Origin of the sequence: Brevibacterium sp. K11IcPPYGO002 (assembly GCF_050920635.1) — a bacterium.
GTDB lineage: Bacteria > Actinomycetota > Actinomycetes > Actinomycetales > Brevibacteriaceae > Brevibacterium.
This window is the reverse complement of record NZ_CP131929.1, coordinates 1,146,284-1,161,858: the sequence shown is the minus strand read 5'-3', so window position 1 is coordinate 1,161,858 and position 15,575 is coordinate 1,146,284. Positions and strand designations below refer to the sequence as shown.

The following is a 15,575-nucleotide window of genomic DNA, read 5'->3' as shown; positions in this document are numbered from 1 at the left end:
TCGTCATGGTGGGGCTCACATTCTGAAGACGCCGTAGCCGCTGGCATTCAGCGGGCGTTCCATCGGTCCGAAGCGGGCGAGTTCGAGGGCCAGTGCCAGTACCTGGCGGGTGTCACCGGGTTCGATGATTCCGTCATCCCACAGACGTGCCGTGGAGTAGTACGGGTTGCCCTGGGCTTCGTACTGGTCGCGGATGGGCTGTTTGAAGGTGTCTTCGGCCTCTGCGCTCCACTCTTCGCCGCGAGCCTCGAGCTGGTCGCGTCTGACCGTCGAGAGCACGCTGGCGGCCTGTTCGCCGCCCATCACGGAGATGCGGGCGTTGGGCCACATCCACAGGAAGCGCGGGGAGTACGCGCGGCCGCACATCGAGTAGTTGCCGGCGCCGAAGGAACCGCCGATGACGATGGTGAACTTCGGGACGCGGGCGGTGGCGACGGCGTTGACCATCTTCGCGCCGTGTTTGGCGATGCCGCCGGCTTCGTAGTCGCGGCCGACCATGAATCCGGAGATGTTCTGCAGGAACACCAGGGGCACGCTGCGCTGGTCGCAGAGTTCGATGAAGTGGGCGCCCTTCTGCGCTGATTCGCCGAAGAGGATGCCGTTGTTGGCGATGATGCCGACGGGGTGTCCGTCGAGGTGAGCGAATCCGGTGACGAGACTCGTGCCGTATTCGGCTTTGAATTCGTGGAACTCGGATCCGTCGACGAGGCGGGCGATGACTTCGCGGACGTCGTACGGGGTGCGTGAGTCCACGGGTACAACGGAGGTCAGCTCCTCCGGCGAGTGTGCCGGCAGGCGGGATTCGATGACGTCCCAGTTCGCGGTGCGCTTCGGCCCGAGAGTGGAGACGATGTCGCGCATGATCTCCAGCGCATGGGGATCATTGGCGGCGAGGTGGTCGGTGACGCCGGAGACGCGGGAGTGCAGTGCGCCGCCGCCGAGTTCTTCGGCGGTGACTTCCTCACCTGTGGCGGCCTTGACCAGGGGTGGGCCGCCGAGGAAGATCGTGCCCTGTTCGGAGACGATGATCGATTCGTCGGCCATGGCCGGGACGTAGGCGCCGCCGGCGGTGCAGGAGCCCATGACGGCGGCCAGCTGCGGGATGCCGGCAGCGGAGAGTGTGGCCTGGTTGAAGAAGATGCGGCCGAAGTGCTCTCGGTCGGGGAAGACGTCGTCCTGGTTCGGCAGGTTCGCGCCACCGGAGTCGACGAGGTAGATGCACGGAAGGTTGTTCTCCTTGGCGACTTCCTGGGCCCGGAGGTGCTTCTTCACGGTCACCGGGTAGTAGGTGCCGCCCTTGACGGTGGCGTCATTGGCCACGATCACGCATTCGCGTCCGGCGACTCGGCCGATGCCGGTGATGATTCCGGCTCCCGGGCTGGCGTCGTCGTACATGCCGTTGGCGGCCAGCGGGGAGAGTTCGAGAAAGGGGGTGCCGGGGTCGAGGAGATGCTCGACGCGCTCACGCGGCAGCAGCTTGCCACGATCGATATGACGCTGCCTGGACTTCTCGGAACCGCCGCGGGCCGTGGCCGCAATGCGCTCCCGGAGTTCAGCGATGAGTTCGGCGTGGGCCTCGGAGTTGACCTGCCCCGTCGCCGGACTGACCGCAGTTCCCACTGCTCTCATTCCATCCTCATTTCAGTTAATGATTCTTAACTGACTGTTATGATACTGCTCACAGGCAGAACTGACAACGCATGAGTTCGACCGCACCGACGTCTTCCGCGACGGCGGGCATGAGGCTCAGGGAAGGAGGCCGAATGTCGATCTCAGACGGGGCCAAACCGACGGCGCGAGCGGCGGCGAAGGCAGCCAGGCGCGAGCAGCTGCTCGAGGTCGCAAAGACGCTCTATGCCCAGCACGGCTTCCATGGGGTGCGCCTCGACGATCTGGGCAAGGGTGCGGGGATCTCGGCACCGGCGGTCTACCGGCACTTCTCGTCGAAGGAGGCCGTGCTCGAGGAGCTGCTCGTCGGCATCTCCGCCTATCTGCAATCGGGAGGTGAGGAGATCGTCTCCGCTGCCTGGGATACCGCCTCGGGGATCTACCCCGCCGAGGCGGCCCGGACCCTGCGACGTCTCATCGATTTCCATGTCGACTTCGCCATGGGCGAGCCCGAGCTCATCCGCATTCAGGACCGCGACCTCGAAGCGCTGCCGGACGAATCGCGACGGACCGTGCGCCGCCTCCAGCGTGCCTATGTCAGCCGGTGGGCAGAAGTCGTCGAGGCCGCCCATCCGACGTGGACTCTGGAGACGTCAACGGTGCGCGTGCACGCGGCGTTCGGGATGATGAATTCGACCCCGCACCAGGCTCGTCGCTCCAGCGCCGAGGTGGTCGGGGTCGAATTGCGCGCGGCTGCTGCCGCGGCGCTGGGGCTCAGGGAACGATGACGAGCTTGCCGCGCACATGGCCGGTGGCGCTGTCCTTGAAGGCCTGCGGAACCTGGTCGAGACTGTAGGTGGCGGCGACGTCGACGGTGAGTTTGCCCTCGTCGACGAGGAGTCCGAGGCGAGCAGTCTCGGAGCCGTCGGGACGCACCCAGATGTAGCGTCCGTCGTGGTCGGCGACGCTGGGATCGGCCACCGAGGCGTGCGCTCCGTCCTCAGCGAGCACGGCCAAGGTGTCGTCGAGAACTCCCCCGACGAAGTCCGCGACCCCGTCGACCTTGCCGCCGGCCGCCTCGAGGACTCGCTCGACCAGACCGTCGCCGTAGGTCACGGGTTCGGCGCCGAGACCGCGCAGGTATTCGTGATTGGTCTCCGACGCGGTGCCGATGACGCGCGCTCCGGCGGCCCGGGCGATCTGCACGGCGAAGCTGCCCACTCCCCCGGAGGCTCCGTGGATGAGCACGGTCGTGCCCTCCAGGTCGCCGAGGGAATCGAGAGTGCGCAGCGCGGTGCCGCCGGCCAGCGGCAGTCCGCCTGCCTGCTCCCAGCTCAGGCTCTTCGGCTTCGCGGCTACGGCATGAACCGGCACCGCGACCTTCTCGGCGAAGGTTCCGCCGCCGAGGACATCCTTGCGGGCGTAGGCGACGACTTCATCGCCGATGGAGAACTCCGGGGTGTCGAAGCCGAGTCCGACGACGACTCCGGCGACGTCCCAGCCCGGGATGACCGGGAACTGTGTGGGCATGACCGGGTCGAGGTGCCCGCCGACGAGCTTCCAGTCGACCGGGTTGACTCCTGCGGCCCTGACCTCGATGAGCACCGAGGCGGGCGGCAGCTTCGGATCGGGCAGCTCGCGGACGGTGATGTCGTCGAAGTTATCGGTGTAGGCGTCGTAGACGGCGGCGCGCATAGCAATGGCCTTCCGGTAGATGTCAGTGACACTGAAGTCTCAGTGCCTCTGGACAACACCGGAAGGCCATCGAGCTATTCCAGGTGCCGGCCCCGCCTCGGCGATCATCGGGTCAGGCAGGACCTAGCTGACCTGCGACTTATTCGTAGGTCTCCCCGGTCTTGGCACGCTCGACCAGCGAGGCCGGCGGGGTGAAGTGCTCGCCGTACTTCGCGGCCAGATCGTTTGCCCGATCGACGAAGCCGGCCAGCCCGCCTTCGTACTGGTTGACGTACTGGAGCACGCCGCCGGTCCACGCGGGGAAGCCGATGCCGAAGATCGAACCGATGTTCGCGTCCGGCACCGAGGTGAGCACACCCTCGTCGAGGCATTTGATCGTCTCGATCGCCTCCGCGAAGAGCATCCGCTCCTGGAGATCGGCGAAGGGCTGGTCGTTCGACCCGGACTCGTACTTTTCGCGCACACCAGCCCACAGCGAAGTGCGCTTGCCGTTCTCGTCGTAGTCGTAGAAGCCGGCGCCGTCCTTGCGTCCGGTCCGTCCCTGCTCGACCATCCAGTCGAAGACGGACTCGGAGGGGTGGGAGACCCAGGTGCCGCCCGCGGCCTCGACCGCGTCGCGAGTCTCCTGGTTGATCTTCTGCGACAGAGTCAGCGTCAGCTCGTCGAGCAGCTGCAGGGCACCGGTGGGATACCCGGCCTGCAGGGCCGCCTGTTCCACGCTGGCCGGTTCCACTCCCTCACCGACGGCGGCGACCGCCTCGGCGATGAAGGTGCCGATGACGCGGGAGGTGAAGAATCCGCGCGAGTCATTGACGACGATCGGGGTCTTCCGGATCTGCTGGACGAGGTCGAAGGTGCGGGCGAGGATCTCGTCGGAGGTGTTCTCGCCGCAGATGATCTCGACCAGCGGCATCTTGTCGGCCGGCGAGAAGAAGTGGACTCCGATGAAGTCCTTGTCGCGGGTGACGCCCTTGGCCAGGTCGGTGATCGGCAGGGTCGAGGTGTTCGAACCGAGGACCGCATCGGGTTCGACGATGTCCTGGATCTCCTGGAAGACCTTCTGCTTGAGATCGACGGATTCGAAGACCGCTTCGATGACGAAGTCGACACCGGCGAAATCTTCGGCCGAGGCGCTCGGGGTGATCCGGTCGAGGACGGCCTGCGACTTCGCCTCGGTGGTCTTGCCCTTGGCCAGGGCCGATTCCTCACGCTTGGCGGCGTAGGCCTTGCCCTTCTCCGCATTGGCGAGCTCGACGTCCTTGAGGACGACCTCGATCCCGGACTTCGCTGCGCTGTAGGCGATCGCGGCACCCATCATTCCGGCACCGATCACGCCGAGCTTCTTCACCTGTCGCGGCTCGAATCCGTCGGGGCGCGAGCCGCCGGAGTTGATGTGGCCGAGGTCGAAGAAGAACGCCTTGATCATGTTCTTCGCCACCGGAGTGTGGGTGACGTTGACGAAGTAGCGGGACTCGACCGTCAGCGCGGTGTCGATGTCGACCTGTGCACCTTCGACCGCTGCGGCGACCACGGCGCGCGGAGCCGGCATCGGCGCACCCTTGCCCTGCTTGCGCAGAAGAGAGGGCAGCGCGGGAAGCATGGCTCCGATCTTCGGCGAGGACGGGGAGCCGCCGGGGATCTTGAAGCCCTTGACGTCCCACGGCTGCACGGCCTCGGGGTTGGCCTTGATCCAGGCCTTGGCCCTGGACTCGAGTTCGGCTGCCGGAGCGAGTTCGTCGACGAGGCCGAGGGCCTGAGCATCGGCGGCCTTGAACTTCGTCGACGGCAGGATGGCTTTCTGCAGTGCGGTCTGGATGCCGAGCATGCGCACCGACCGGGCGACTCCGCCACCTCCGGGCAGCAGGCCCAGAGAGACCTCGGGGAAGCCGAAGCGGGCACTCGGGTTGTCATCGGCGGCGATCCGATGGTGGGCGGCCAGGGCGAGTTCGAGTCCGCCGCCCAGAGCCGCACCGCCGAGGGCCGCGACGACCGGTTTGCCGAAGGTCTCGAGGCGACGCAGCACCTTCTTGAGGTGTTCGACGGTCTCGAATTCCTCCTCGGCACGGGCCGGATCGGCCTCGCGCAGCTTGTTGAGGTTTCCGCCTGCGAAGAAGGTCTTCTTCGGGGAGGTGAGGACGACACCGGTGATGTCATCGACATTGGCTTCGAGCCACTCCACGGTCGCCTCCAGGGCGGCTGCGAAGTAGTCGTTCATCGTGTTGACCTTGGCACCGGGCTCGTCGATGACGACGGTGACGATGCCATCGGCATCGGTGTTGCGCTGGTAGTCGGCAGCGGTGGTTTCAGTTTTCGTCATGTCAGACCCTTTCGATGATCGTCGCGATGCCCATGCCTGCGCCGATGCACAGGGTGACGAGTCCACGCTTGAGGTCGCGGCGCTCGAGTTCGTCGAGGACAGTGCCCAGAATCATGGCGCCGGTGGCGCCCAGCGGGTGGCCCATGGCGATGGCTCCACCGTTGACGTTGACCTTGTCGTGGGGGATGTTGAGATCCTTCATCCACTTGAGCACGACGGCGGCGAAGGCCTCGTTGAGTTCGAACAGATCGATATCGTCGACGGTCATGCCTGCCTTGTCGAGGGCCTTCTGCGTCGCAGGGGTCGGGCCGGTGAGCATGATGGTGGGTTCGGAGCCGGTGACCGCGGTGGAGACGATGCGGGCGCGGGGCTTCATCCCCATCGTCTGCCCGACTTCCTCGTCACCGAGGATGACCAGCGAGGCGCCGTCGACGATTCCGGACGAATTCGCGGCGGTGTGGACGTGGTCGATGGCTTCGATCCAGTGGTACTTCTGCAGAGCCACCTCGTCGAATCCGGTCTGCGCGGCGAGCTTGGCGAAGGCCGGGGGCAGCTGCGACAGCGATTCGACGGTCGAGCCGGGGCGGATGTGCTCGTCACGGTCGAGCACGGTGATCCCGTTGATGTCCTTGACCGGGATGATCGATTTCTCGAACCGGTTGTTCTCCCAGGCCGCGGCGGCACGCTTCTGCGATTCGGCGGCGAAGGCGTCCACGTCTGCACGGGTGAAGCCCTCTGTGGTGGCGATGAGGTCGGCACCGATTCCCTGCGGGACGAAGTAGGTGTCGTAGTTCGTCGTCGGGTCCTGCGCCCAGGCTCCGCCGTCGGATCCCAGCGGCACACGCGACATCGACTCGACACCGCCGGCCAGCACGAGGTTCTCGAACCCGGAGCCGACCTTCTGTGCTGCGAGGTTGACGGCTTCGAGTCCGGAGCCGCAGAAGCGGTTGACCTGAACTCCGGCGACGGACTCGTCGAGCCCTGCGACGATGGCGGCGACTCGGGCGATATCCGACCCCTGCTCGCCGACCGGTGACACAACACCGAGGACGATGTCGTCGATGGCCTTGTCGTCGAGCTCGGGGTTGCGCTCCCGAATTGCGTCGATGAGCCCGGTCACGAGATCGATGGGTTTGACGCTGTGCAGCGAACCGCCGCGGTTCTTGCCGCGTGGGGTGCGCACTGCGTCATAGATGAACGCTTTGCTCATGTGTTCCTCACAGTCTGGATGGAAGACCGATCACAGTATTTGATCGATCGTTCAGTAACATTCGCATCCCTATTGTGTCCCACTTTCGAGTGACGGGCAACACACGCACGAGCGCCGACGCAAGCAGAGTGAATTGGTCGCACACTCGTACTTCCGCAACTTCCTCAGTTGTCGAATATTCCGCGTTTCCTTTCGACGACAGACGTGATTATGATAAGCCGACACATCAACTCGGAACCCTTGGAGAATCATGTCCTTGACCACCCCTGCCCGCACGAAGACGGGTTCGAAGCTCATGGCACTGACCCTTGCTGTCGGCCTGCTCGCCGGCCCCATCGCCGTCGATGCACAGCCGGCCGAAGCGGCAACGAAGAAGTGCTCGGCGAAGATGTCGATCTCGAAGCCTCGCCAGTACTCGTACACCAACGTCAACGTCTCGAAGGTCGGCTCGAAAGCCAAGGTCGAGACCCTTGCCCACTACAAGACGACGAAGACGAAGAAGAAGGCCACCGCATCGAAGAAGGGCAAGGCCTCTCTGAAGTACTACATCTCCGGCGCTACCCCCGGTAAGGCCGTCAAGGTGACCGTGACGGCAAAGAAGGGCAAGACGACGTGGAAGTGCTCGACGTCGTTCAAACCGGTGAAGAAGCGCTGACGGCTGAGTCACACTGCGTTCGGACCTCGTGCCGATTCTCTTTCCGGCGGCGGCGATGCCCCTCCGCAATTCTCGGGCCCGTCTCGACATGGCAGATCATGTCGAGACGGGCCCGATGTCTTCCGTGGCTCAGATCCCGCAAATTCCACAGTTTCGCGAAACTATTCAATGACTGAAACATTTTCGCCGCGGAAATCACCTGATGTTCGGTAGCATCATCTGCAGTTTCCACCCCGGGAACACGTTGATCCCCTATCCGCAGACCACTCCCCCAGATGCGCGACCCACCCATTGCGCCAGGGTTTCCCGCTCCCCACCTTTCACAGGCTTCTTCTGAGCCTGGTGCGTTCCTCGTTTCGCACCGCGGTCTGTGGAGCAGGCGATACCGAGAAGCGAGCACCTTCGATGATCCAGAACCTACGCGAAAACGAGCTCAGCGAACTGCTGAGCGTAACCAGAGGGGCCGGGTCCGACACGGTCGTCGTCACCGGTCCTGCCGGTTCGGGGCGTACCACGCTCCTCACCTCTGTGGCTGATGCAACCACCCTTTCGGTGAGCATCCTGCGTGCCAACCCGGTCGAAAGAGAGTGGCGACTCTCCGGACTATCCGCGTTCCTCGCGGCTGTCGACGATGCCGTCGGGACGAGCCTGCGGTCGCTGATCACGTCGTCCACCGATGAACGATCGACCTTTGCCGTCGCAGAGAACCTCGACGCTTCTCTGCGGCAGAGAACTTTCAACGCTTTCGCGGTCATCGTCGATGATGCCGATCTGATGGATCCGGCCAGTCTCGAGGTGATCGGCTATCTGCTGAGACGTCGCAGCGTCAAGAATCTGCGCGCGATCCTCTCGGTCCGGTCGATCGACAGATCCGGACCCCTGAGCAGCTTTCCACGGGTCGTCCTGAGCCCGCTCAAGGTCGAATCGCTCATCGAGTTGGGATTGTCCTCGACGTCGCCTCTGGCGTGGAAGAGCGTGCTCGAAATCGTCGCCAGGTGCAGTGCAGGCAATCCCGGGTCATTCGAATCGCTCCTCTCGGCGATTCGCCCTGGAGCGCTGTACGAGAACGAAGCTCTCTCACTTCCCCTCAGACCCGGTCCCGAGCTGCAGCAGACAGCGGGGCGCTCGTTCGAGAACTGCTCCATACAGATGTTGGATGCGCTCAGAGTCATCTCGTGCGGTGCGTACATTCCCGCCCACATCGCCGAGCAGGTCGCGCAGGTCGGTGAGGGAAGCATCGAGGACCTCGTCGCACAGGGGTTGGTCCGACAGATGCGGAACGGCGTCGAGGTCTGCGATCCACGCATCCGATCGGTTGTCTACTATTCGATGACCGACACCGAACGTCATCGTCTTCATGCGGCGATCGCCGATGAGCTCGCGGACGATGAGGCCGTGCTGCACATGTGGCACACCAGTTTCGCTGCCATCGATGCCGAAAGAATCGTCGGTCTGTTCATGTGTGCAACCGAATGTGTCCGAGGCGGTCGGATACTTCACGGACTGGAATTGGCAGAGCGAGCTCTTCTCCTCTCTGACGGCCCTGCGCCTGAGTCGGCGGTCGAGGAGCTGACCGCAGAGCTCATGGCACAGTGCCAGTACACGCTTGCGCGCAGATATCTGCGGTTTCTGCAGGGGCGGAAAGGTACCAATGAAGTCACCCCCTCGGTGCTGAGGCTGCGAATCCTCATCGACTATGCCGAATTGAGCGTGATCAACGATCAGCATGTGATGAGAGTCGTCGACAGCAATGCGGAGAAGTCACCGCAGGCCTGCGCCTCCCTGTTGGCCAGTACGGGATTCTGTTATCTCCAGCAATGGGACGCAGAGAATGCACGAGCAGCAGCTGAACGATATCAACTCTGCTCGGCCCAGATGCAGAGGTGGCTCAGGTCGTCGAATCAGTCGTCGATCTCTTCGACGCAGCCCTCAATGGACGATGCCTTCCCTCCACCGAGGAACTCGCTGCCACCGGCGACCGCATTCGACAGACCTTCTCCGTCGAATTCTCATGGATAGTCATCGCCCAGACGCTGTCCTTGGCCGACCGATTCGACGAGGCTCGTGCAGCGTTGAGCAACTTCTTCGACCAGTCATCGCATCTCACACCGCTATGGGCGAGGTTCTCCAGGGTCGTGGCGTTCGACAACGAGGGCCGCGCCGGAAACTACCATCGCGTTCGCGAACTGGACGAACTGCTCAGCGCCGGCAATGACCATCTCGAGAGCGTGTCCGTCAACGATCACATTCGAACCGCGAAGATGGCAGTTCTTGACGGCCATTCGGACCTCGCACGCAACGCAGTGCACGATGCCCGCCGTCTCACGGCACAAGGGTCGAGTCAGCTGCTGAGATGCAGGCTCGCGACGATCGAAGCACGCACAGCGATGCAGGAGGGTGATTTCGCCTCCGCAAACAGGCATTTCGCGCGCTGCCACCGTCTGTCGACGCGGCTGCCCAGCCCTCACCTTCTGCGCTATCTCGACGACTTCATCGAGTCCCTCGTCTATGTCGGCGATATCTCCAAGGCCAAGCGGATCCTCGCCGAGCTCGAACAGGCACAGCGGGATGTTCCGATGACCTGGACGGCAGCGGCGGCAGGACGCAGCAGGGCGCTGCTCATGTCCGGCAATGAAGCGTGGAGGGAGTTTTCCCGACTCCTCGATTCGTGGACGAGTCCGGAACTCGAATATGTGCGTGGTCGGACGTTTTTGGCGTACGCCCATAAGCTCAAAGAACTCGGCTACGACGCCGACAGCGAGGAGATGAAGGCCATCGGCAGATCCGTCCTGGCCGACATCGGGTTCGGAGACGCTCGAGTCGTGGGAGAAACGCACGCCGAGTCGACCGGGTCGATCACGGATTCCCTCAACGACAAAGAACTTCCGGTCGTCGAACTGCTCACTCAGGGCTACAAGAACCATGTCATCGCCCATGAGCTCTTCGTCTCTGTGCGGACGGTGGAGCTGAGACTGACGAATATCTACCGCAAAGTCGGCGTGAAGTCCCGGTTCGAGCTGATGCGGGCTCTGGACCAGGAGAACAAGGCCCGCTCCGAGGACGAGTGAGTGCAGCGCGTCCGTTGCGGACCAGACAATCGGCTGCTGTCCTCAGTCAGGCCGTTGGCAGTTCGGCCACGAGACACACCGGGTCGTTGGGCGAGGCGTTCAGCCTTCGCGGTCTCAAGGTTGCGTGCGGCTGCGGCGAGTGCTGTCTTGCCCGACCCTCCGTGCATCCGGCAGACAGTCAAACCCTACCGCGGCGGCAGGCGACACTGGTCTCCTCGCTTCTTGTTAACGGCCTGGCACTTCTTCGGATCCCAGTTGCTCTTGTCGACGGCCATGGTCACAGCCCCCGCACTTCAACGGTGTCGAGGACGTCGATCCTGGCCCCGACCGGGACTGTGTGCAGGTGATCGTTGATCTGGAGGGTGATGGTGCCTGGTGCGGCTGCGTGGATGGCGTGGAGGGTGCCTCTGCGGCAGTAGCCGAGGGCGGACCAGGTGGGGAATGAGACGGTGGAGCCGATGTGGTCGGTGGTGAGCTCCGAAACGTATTGGATCTTCATGCCCGAAGCTAAACGCCGGGCACGGGAGAGTTACCAGGGACGACACGCAGGCACCTCGCAGAATTACTCTCTGCGGCGCTCAGAGCTGCTGTTTTGAGACTGTTAACCTCCTCGGCAGCATCGTAGCCAGCGAGGGCGATTGCGACGAAATTTCAGTTTCGATCGATATGACTCGAACACACAACGGCCAATATTGTTACTGGAACGTCACGAACGAGGGCTATGCACCCCTGGATACGGGCCCACCGATTGATAGGCACCAGGAGCCTTGTTAGGTTGAAGTGGTCCACATCACAGGTGGGCAAGCAAATGTAGAACTATTCGAAAATGTCAGATAGGAAAACAGATGCGAAAAGCACCCCGCAGTATCGTTGGAGTACTTGCCACCGTGGCTCTCGCCGGCACAATTGCCGCGAGCCCCGCAAATGCTTCAACCAATCCCCAAGTCGAGCAGAACACTGACGGAAGCAAAGATGTAATCTACCCAATCACAGACAACAACTCTAAGGCCGGAGTCGTCTACGAAAAGGGTGTCCAGCCTCAACTCAGCGGCGGAAAAGACGGCAACGAGTTCTACGTCAAGCTCTCACCCAAAGATGTCAAAGCCGCCAAATCGGCTGCTGGTGGCGCAGCTGGCTGGGTTGTCGGAAAGCTGGCCGGTTCAGCAGCCGCAGGCATAGGCGCGGGGATACTTGCCCCATACTTTGCCGATATCCCGTGCAAGGCGGATGAAACTTACACAATCCGATGGAAGCCAGTCAACGCTCCCGAGCCCTATAATTACAAGGTAACGGGCACTAAGTGCGGGTGATGCAGATTGCCGAAAGACTCTATGATACGGAACTTTAAATTCTCAATAATTCTCGGAGTCTTGTTTCTGATTCTGGGAACACTCAGTCCATACTTCACCGATTTCATTCCCTTCTTTCGCGAGCATGAGCCTGCGCGCCTTGCTTTGGCGATAGTGTTCCCGCTGATCGGGGTTTCAATAGGGAGTCAGATTGATAAACGGTTGCAAGCGTCAAGCACAGCCGATTTGGACGACGCGTAGCGATAGTCCTGAGTGACGGGCTAGATCCTGAGCCAGCGTGTTCAGCAGTGTAATGCTGCGGGGCACGCTGGCTCAGTGACGCCCTGACTCGGATGGCCCGCATCACTGGCTCAGGGTGCGGTTGTGCTGCATGCAAACAAGCCGAGCCTAGACGCTTGCGGGCGGAACGGTTCGCATTCGAACGACCGCAAGGCCGATGGAAGACTTTCATGCGATAGTTCATCCCGTGACGCTGGATGTAGTTTTCCGGGGTAGGATGCTCGGATGAGTGACGACTTCAGCTTCATCTATTCCGAGCAGTTTCGGGATCACCTGAAAAGCATCAGGCAAGTAGCCATGAACACGCCGCAGGTGCGAAGTGCCACTCAGGCCGCGCTAGCGGCATCCCGTGCGGTCGGGCCCCAAAGTGTTGCCTCCGCTTACATGAGGACTAGCACGCCGGTAATTTCACGCGACATGCTAGCCACGATCTCAAAGGCAAATGCGACTTCAACTCGTGCAATTGTTGACGGCCTAGTCGGGCATCTACGGATGAACCCGCCCGTAGCAAAATTCGCCGCAGTCCCGGCTTCGACCTTGCCGGCTCTTAGCCGGATGGTGGCCACGAGCACTGTAGTTGGATCCCAGTTTGATACCAGTACGATCCAGGCACTATTTGAGCAGGTCCGGCGAGCTCCGCCTAAGGAGGAAGAAGACGTCCCTCCCGAGCTCGCGGGAGTGGTCAACGAAGAGTTCGAATCGATCCCGGAAAGCGATCGGCAGACTCTTACTCCACAGCAGGTGCGGCTGATCAAAGAGGTTGTCCGAAATCTTGTTATTTCAGCTCTTGTTTGCCTGTATCTCACCGCACAGGAAGGCAGTGACCTTTTTAAGCAGGCTGCAGATCTACTCGGTTTATGGGCGATTTTCGACAGGAGGGTAAGCACGATTGCAGACCGGGTAGTCGATTGGGCGGCCGCGCCGGAGGGCAAGGAAGACGCGGACGACGACGAAAGCTAAATGCCTCGTTCGTGCCCGCATCCGGGCCAGTGGTGTTCCGCGTCGGCGGCTGACTCACGATGGTGTGGTGGCGGGTAGACGTGGCCGATTCTGAGCTCTTCCGCCGTTGGTCTGTATGGGTCTTTCGGGTGGACGATGGTCAAGGTTGCCAGTTCCGGCCCGTCTTCCCCGATGGTCTTCCACCCGTAGCCTTTGCGCATGTCGGGGTTACTGGTTTTAATGTACTGTCCGCTCGTGAGCAGCCAGTGACGGTGCCATTCGCCGGGCGATTCTGTGGCCATGTGGTTCCAGTACTTCCGGCCCGGCTGGGGGCGGACGGTGCGGTTGATGTAGTCGCTGTCGGTCATGGTTTCTCCTTGATGAGATGCCGGCTGTGTGAGGGCACGTGGTCTAGCCAATGGCGGCCGTACTGGAACTGCTCGTATGTGATCCTGTGGCCGATGAGTCCGATTACCGCCTCCGTGGAGATCGGCGCTCCGAACTTCCCGCTCAGGTTCTCATCAACTCGGTCGACGACCTGCCTACAGTTCGCGCATATTGGCGGTTGGTCGCTGTAACCGCGCCCTGGTAGCGGCGGGTCTTCGATGTACGCCTCAGCGCAGAGCTGGCAACGTCGTCGGCGTGGTAGCAGCTGGAATCCGAGGTCTTTCATCAGGCGTTCGATCGTGCATCGGGCCACATGCCCGCGCCCTAACGGGTCGGGTTCGCGGTTGAGGACGATATGCATCTTCCTGGCTCCGAACGCATCGTAGTTGTTCGCGTGCACCGTGCTGATCTCCTCTTTCAGGATCTCGTCACGTATCTGCCTGTTCGAGGCTGGGCGCTGTTTGCGGGCATAGTAGGTACTCGGAGCGATCTTCACGCCGGCGGCACGCAGCGTGGCACAGATCGGCTCGACTCCGAATTCGTCCTTGTGCTCGTCAATGAAGTCGACGATTACTTCGAGGGGCGGTCGAGCTCCGCCGCGAAGAAAGCCGAGGCTGACTTCAGGATTTGGTTAGCCCGGCGTAGTTCCCGGTTCTCTTTCTCGAGATCCTTGATCCGCTGGGCATCAGCGGTGGTGGTGCCGGGCCGGTCGCCGGCATCGACCTGGTCCTGGTTGACCCACGACCTCAGTGTTTCCGGGTTCACGCCGAGCTGGTCACCGATACGGCGGAAAATGCCGCGGCGGGCACCAGGGTCAGCTTCGAGCGCATCGAGGACCATGCGGACCACTCGTTCACGAAGCTCGAGGGGGTATTTCTTTTGCGGCATGACACGGAAGTCCTTTCCGTGGCTTCACTGTCTCCATTATTCCCGGGGCGAATCAGTTCCGGCAGGCCTAATGGCAAGACCGTACCGCCGTTCCGAACCGGGGCCACAAAGGAAGCCGCACGCAACGCACTACTCGAACACCTGACCGAGTTGCGTGCGCAAACGATCGCCGGGGAAGTATCCGGCGCGGTCACCCTTGGTTCGTTCGCTGACGACTGGTTCACCCGGTGGCGCGAATCCGCGAACCCGCCGGCCTCCACTGTTTGCACCTACCGGGCTGCGGTGAAGTGGATCAAGGAAGAACTCGGCATGCTCCGGCTCACAGAATGCACCACAGGGCGCCTCGAACGAGGTGTTGGGCGTATCAGTGAAGCGCACGGGCAAACGACCGCGAAACAGGTACGTTCTGTGTTGCGGAGGATCTTCGCTAACGCGGTACATCTGGACGCCCTCACGGCGAACCCTGCTCTCGGTATCTCCACGGTGAAAGAGCAGCTGCAAGAAATTCGGGCGATGACCGCGGCCGAAGTTCAACAGCTGCGCACCGCGGCCCGAACATGGGAAGCGACACCGGTGACAGCGAACAAACCCGTGCGCCGAGAAATTGCGGACAGCATTGACGTCATGCTCGGCACCGGTGTTCGCATCGGTGAGCTCCTCGGCATTCGCTGGGACGACGTCGACCTCGAAGCCACTCCCCCGACGATCTCAGTCATGGGCACTGTCACTCTGGGTGCGGATGGTGGTGGGATGCAGTATCAGCCGGCTCCGAAATCGGAGACCTCGAAGCGGATACTATATCTGCCGACAATCGCTGTCGAAGCTTTGCGGCGACAGTTTGAGGACCGGGAGTTCAGGCCAGAGTCTGAGGCAGTGTTCGCGTCCGAGACGGGGACGTGGCGGGATCCGTCGAACTATCGGGCACATTTCCGACAGGTGCGGAAGATCGCGAAACTGGATTGGGTGACACCGAAGACGATCCGCAAGACCGTCGCCACGACGATCTACACCGCGGACGGCTTGGACAATGCGTCCCAGCAGCTTGGACACTCTGAGGTTGGGGTGACGGCGAAACACTATGTGCAACGGCTCAATATCGGCCCCGCCGGTGTAGTTGGGGTGCTCGACGAGTGGTTGCAAAGCGCATCGTAACCGCAATATCGGCGGGTGCCGGGCATGAAAAAATCCCCTCCCCCAGACCGTTAAGCCTGGTGGGAGG

General features: G+C 62.3%; 15 protein-coding genes, 1 pseudogene and 1 other annotated feature. Of the genes and pseudogenes, 7 read left to right on the top strand and 9 right to left on the bottom strand.

The window, feature by feature from the left end; all coding sequences use genetic code 11:
- Positions 1 to 15: 15 nt before the first annotated feature.
- Positions 16 to 1,629 (bottom strand): carboxyl transferase domain-containing protein, encoded by a 1,614-nt coding sequence (locus QYM46_RS05185; RefSeq protein WP_432791129.1) that lies wholly within the window; start codon positions 1,627 to 1,629, stop codon positions 16 to 18.
- 134 nt (positions 1,630 to 1,763) lie between these two features.
- Between QYM46_RS05185 and QYM46_RS05180 the strand changes: the two genes are divergently transcribed.
- On the top strand, positions 1,764 to 2,396 hold the full coding sequence (locus QYM46_RS05180) for a TetR/AcrR family transcriptional regulator (RefSeq protein ID WP_432791128.1): 633 nt from the start codon (positions 1,764 to 1,766) through the stop codon (positions 2,394 to 2,396).
- Here the strand turns inward: QYM46_RS05180 and QYM46_RS05175 are convergent.
- The 3 genes from QYM46_RS05175 to QYM46_RS05165 form a co-directional block, all read right to left on the bottom strand.
- Positions 2,383 to 3,303, bottom strand: coding sequence for an NADP-dependent oxidoreductase (locus tag QYM46_RS05175; RefSeq protein ID WP_432791127.1), 921 nt, complete (start codon positions 3,301 to 3,303; stop codon positions 2,383 to 2,385). The two genes, QYM46_RS05180 and QYM46_RS05175, sit on opposite strands and share 14 nt — an antisense overlap.
- Before the next feature lie 139 nt (positions 3,304 to 3,442).
- The gene (locus QYM46_RS05170; protein ID WP_432791126.1) at positions 3,443 to 5,620 is read right to left on the bottom strand and encodes a 3-hydroxyacyl-CoA dehydrogenase NAD-binding domain-containing protein; all 2,178 of its coding nucleotides are present in this window, start codon (positions 5,618 to 5,620) and stop codon (positions 3,443 to 3,445) included.
- 1 nt (position 5,621) lies between these two features.
- Positions 5,622 to 6,830, bottom strand: coding sequence for an acetyl-CoA C-acetyltransferase (locus QYM46_RS05165; RefSeq protein ID WP_432791125.1), 1,209 nt, complete (start codon positions 6,828 to 6,830; stop codon positions 5,622 to 5,624).
- Positions 6,831 to 7,080: 250 nt separating this feature from the next.
- Between QYM46_RS05165 and QYM46_RS05160 the strand changes: the two genes are divergently transcribed.
- Complete coding sequence (locus tag QYM46_RS05160; protein ID WP_432791124.1) at positions 7,081 to 7,485, top strand: hypothetical protein; 405 nt, start codon at positions 7,081 to 7,083, stop codon at positions 7,483 to 7,485.
- 405 nt (positions 7,486 to 7,890) lie between these two features.
- Positions 7,891 to 8,262: pseudogene (locus QYM46_RS05155) on the top strand (hypothetical protein); the annotation flags it as partial.
- Between the two features lie 300 nt (positions 8,263 to 8,562).
- Here QYM46_RS05155 and QYM46_RS05150 read toward each other — a convergent pair.
- The gene (locus QYM46_RS05150; RefSeq protein ID WP_432791776.1) at positions 8,563 to 9,213 is read right to left on the bottom strand and encodes a hypothetical protein; all 651 of its coding nucleotides are present in this window, start codon (positions 9,211 to 9,213) and stop codon (positions 8,563 to 8,565) included.
- 155 nt (positions 9,214 to 9,368) lie between these two features.
- Between QYM46_RS05150 and QYM46_RS05145 the strand changes: the two genes are divergently transcribed.
- A complete protein-coding gene (locus QYM46_RS05145; protein ID WP_432791123.1) occupies positions 9,369 to 10,553 on the top strand; it encodes a LuxR C-terminal-related transcriptional regulator in 1,185 nt (394 codons plus the stop codon).
- Between the two features lie 277 nt (positions 10,554 to 10,830).
- On the opposite strand, the gene QYM46_RS05140 is transcribed toward QYM46_RS05145, so the two are convergent.
- Entirely contained in the window at positions 10,831 to 11,052 is a 222-nt protein-coding gene (locus tag QYM46_RS05140) for a hypothetical protein (protein WP_432791121.1), read from the bottom strand.
- Positions 11,053 to 11,398: 346 nt separating this feature from the next.
- Between QYM46_RS05140 and QYM46_RS05135 the strand changes: the two genes are divergently transcribed.
- Both QYM46_RS05135 and QYM46_RS05130 read left to right on the top strand, forming a co-directional pair.
- Positions 11,399 to 11,863: a hypothetical protein gene (locus tag QYM46_RS05135; RefSeq protein ID WP_432791120.1), complete on the top strand. Its 465-nt coding sequence runs from the start codon at positions 11,399 to 11,401 to the stop codon at positions 11,861 to 11,863.
- Positions 11,864 to 12,367: 504 nt separating this feature from the next.
- The gene (locus QYM46_RS05130) at positions 12,368 to 13,102 is read left to right on the top strand and encodes a hypothetical protein (RefSeq protein WP_432791119.1); all 735 of its coding nucleotides are present in this window, start codon (positions 12,368 to 12,370) and stop codon (positions 13,100 to 13,102) included.
- On the opposite strand, the gene QYM46_RS05125 is transcribed toward QYM46_RS05130, so the two are convergent.
- The 3 genes from QYM46_RS05125 to QYM46_RS05115 form a co-directional block, all read right to left on the bottom strand.
- Positions 13,099 to 13,449: a hypothetical protein gene (locus QYM46_RS05125; protein WP_432791118.1), complete on the bottom strand. Its 351-nt coding sequence runs from the start codon at positions 13,447 to 13,449 to the stop codon at positions 13,099 to 13,101. The two genes, QYM46_RS05130 and QYM46_RS05125, sit on opposite strands and share 4 nt — an antisense overlap.
- The gene (locus QYM46_RS05120) at positions 13,446 to 13,964 is read right to left on the bottom strand and encodes an IS3 family transposase (protein WP_432791117.1); all 519 of its coding nucleotides are present in this window, start codon (positions 13,962 to 13,964) and stop codon (positions 13,446 to 13,448) included. The genes QYM46_RS05125 and QYM46_RS05120 overlap by 4 nt, the downstream gene beginning before the upstream one ends.
- Positions 13,950 to 14,078, bottom strand: a sequence feature (AL1L pseudoknot). (Overlaps the previous gene by 15 nt.)
- Positions 14,039 to 14,356, bottom strand: a complete 318-nt coding sequence (locus tag QYM46_RS05115; protein ID WP_432791116.1) for a transposase — start codon at positions 14,354 to 14,356, stop codon at positions 14,039 to 14,041. (Overlaps the previous feature by 40 nt.)
- 18 nt (positions 14,357 to 14,374) lie before the next feature.
- Between QYM46_RS05115 and QYM46_RS05110 the strand changes: the two genes are divergently transcribed.
- The gene (locus QYM46_RS05110) at positions 14,375 to 15,508 is read left to right on the top strand and encodes a site-specific integrase (RefSeq protein ID WP_432791115.1); all 1,134 of its coding nucleotides are present in this window, start codon (positions 14,375 to 14,377) and stop codon (positions 15,506 to 15,508) included.
- Positions 15,509 to 15,575 lie beyond the last annotated feature (67 nt).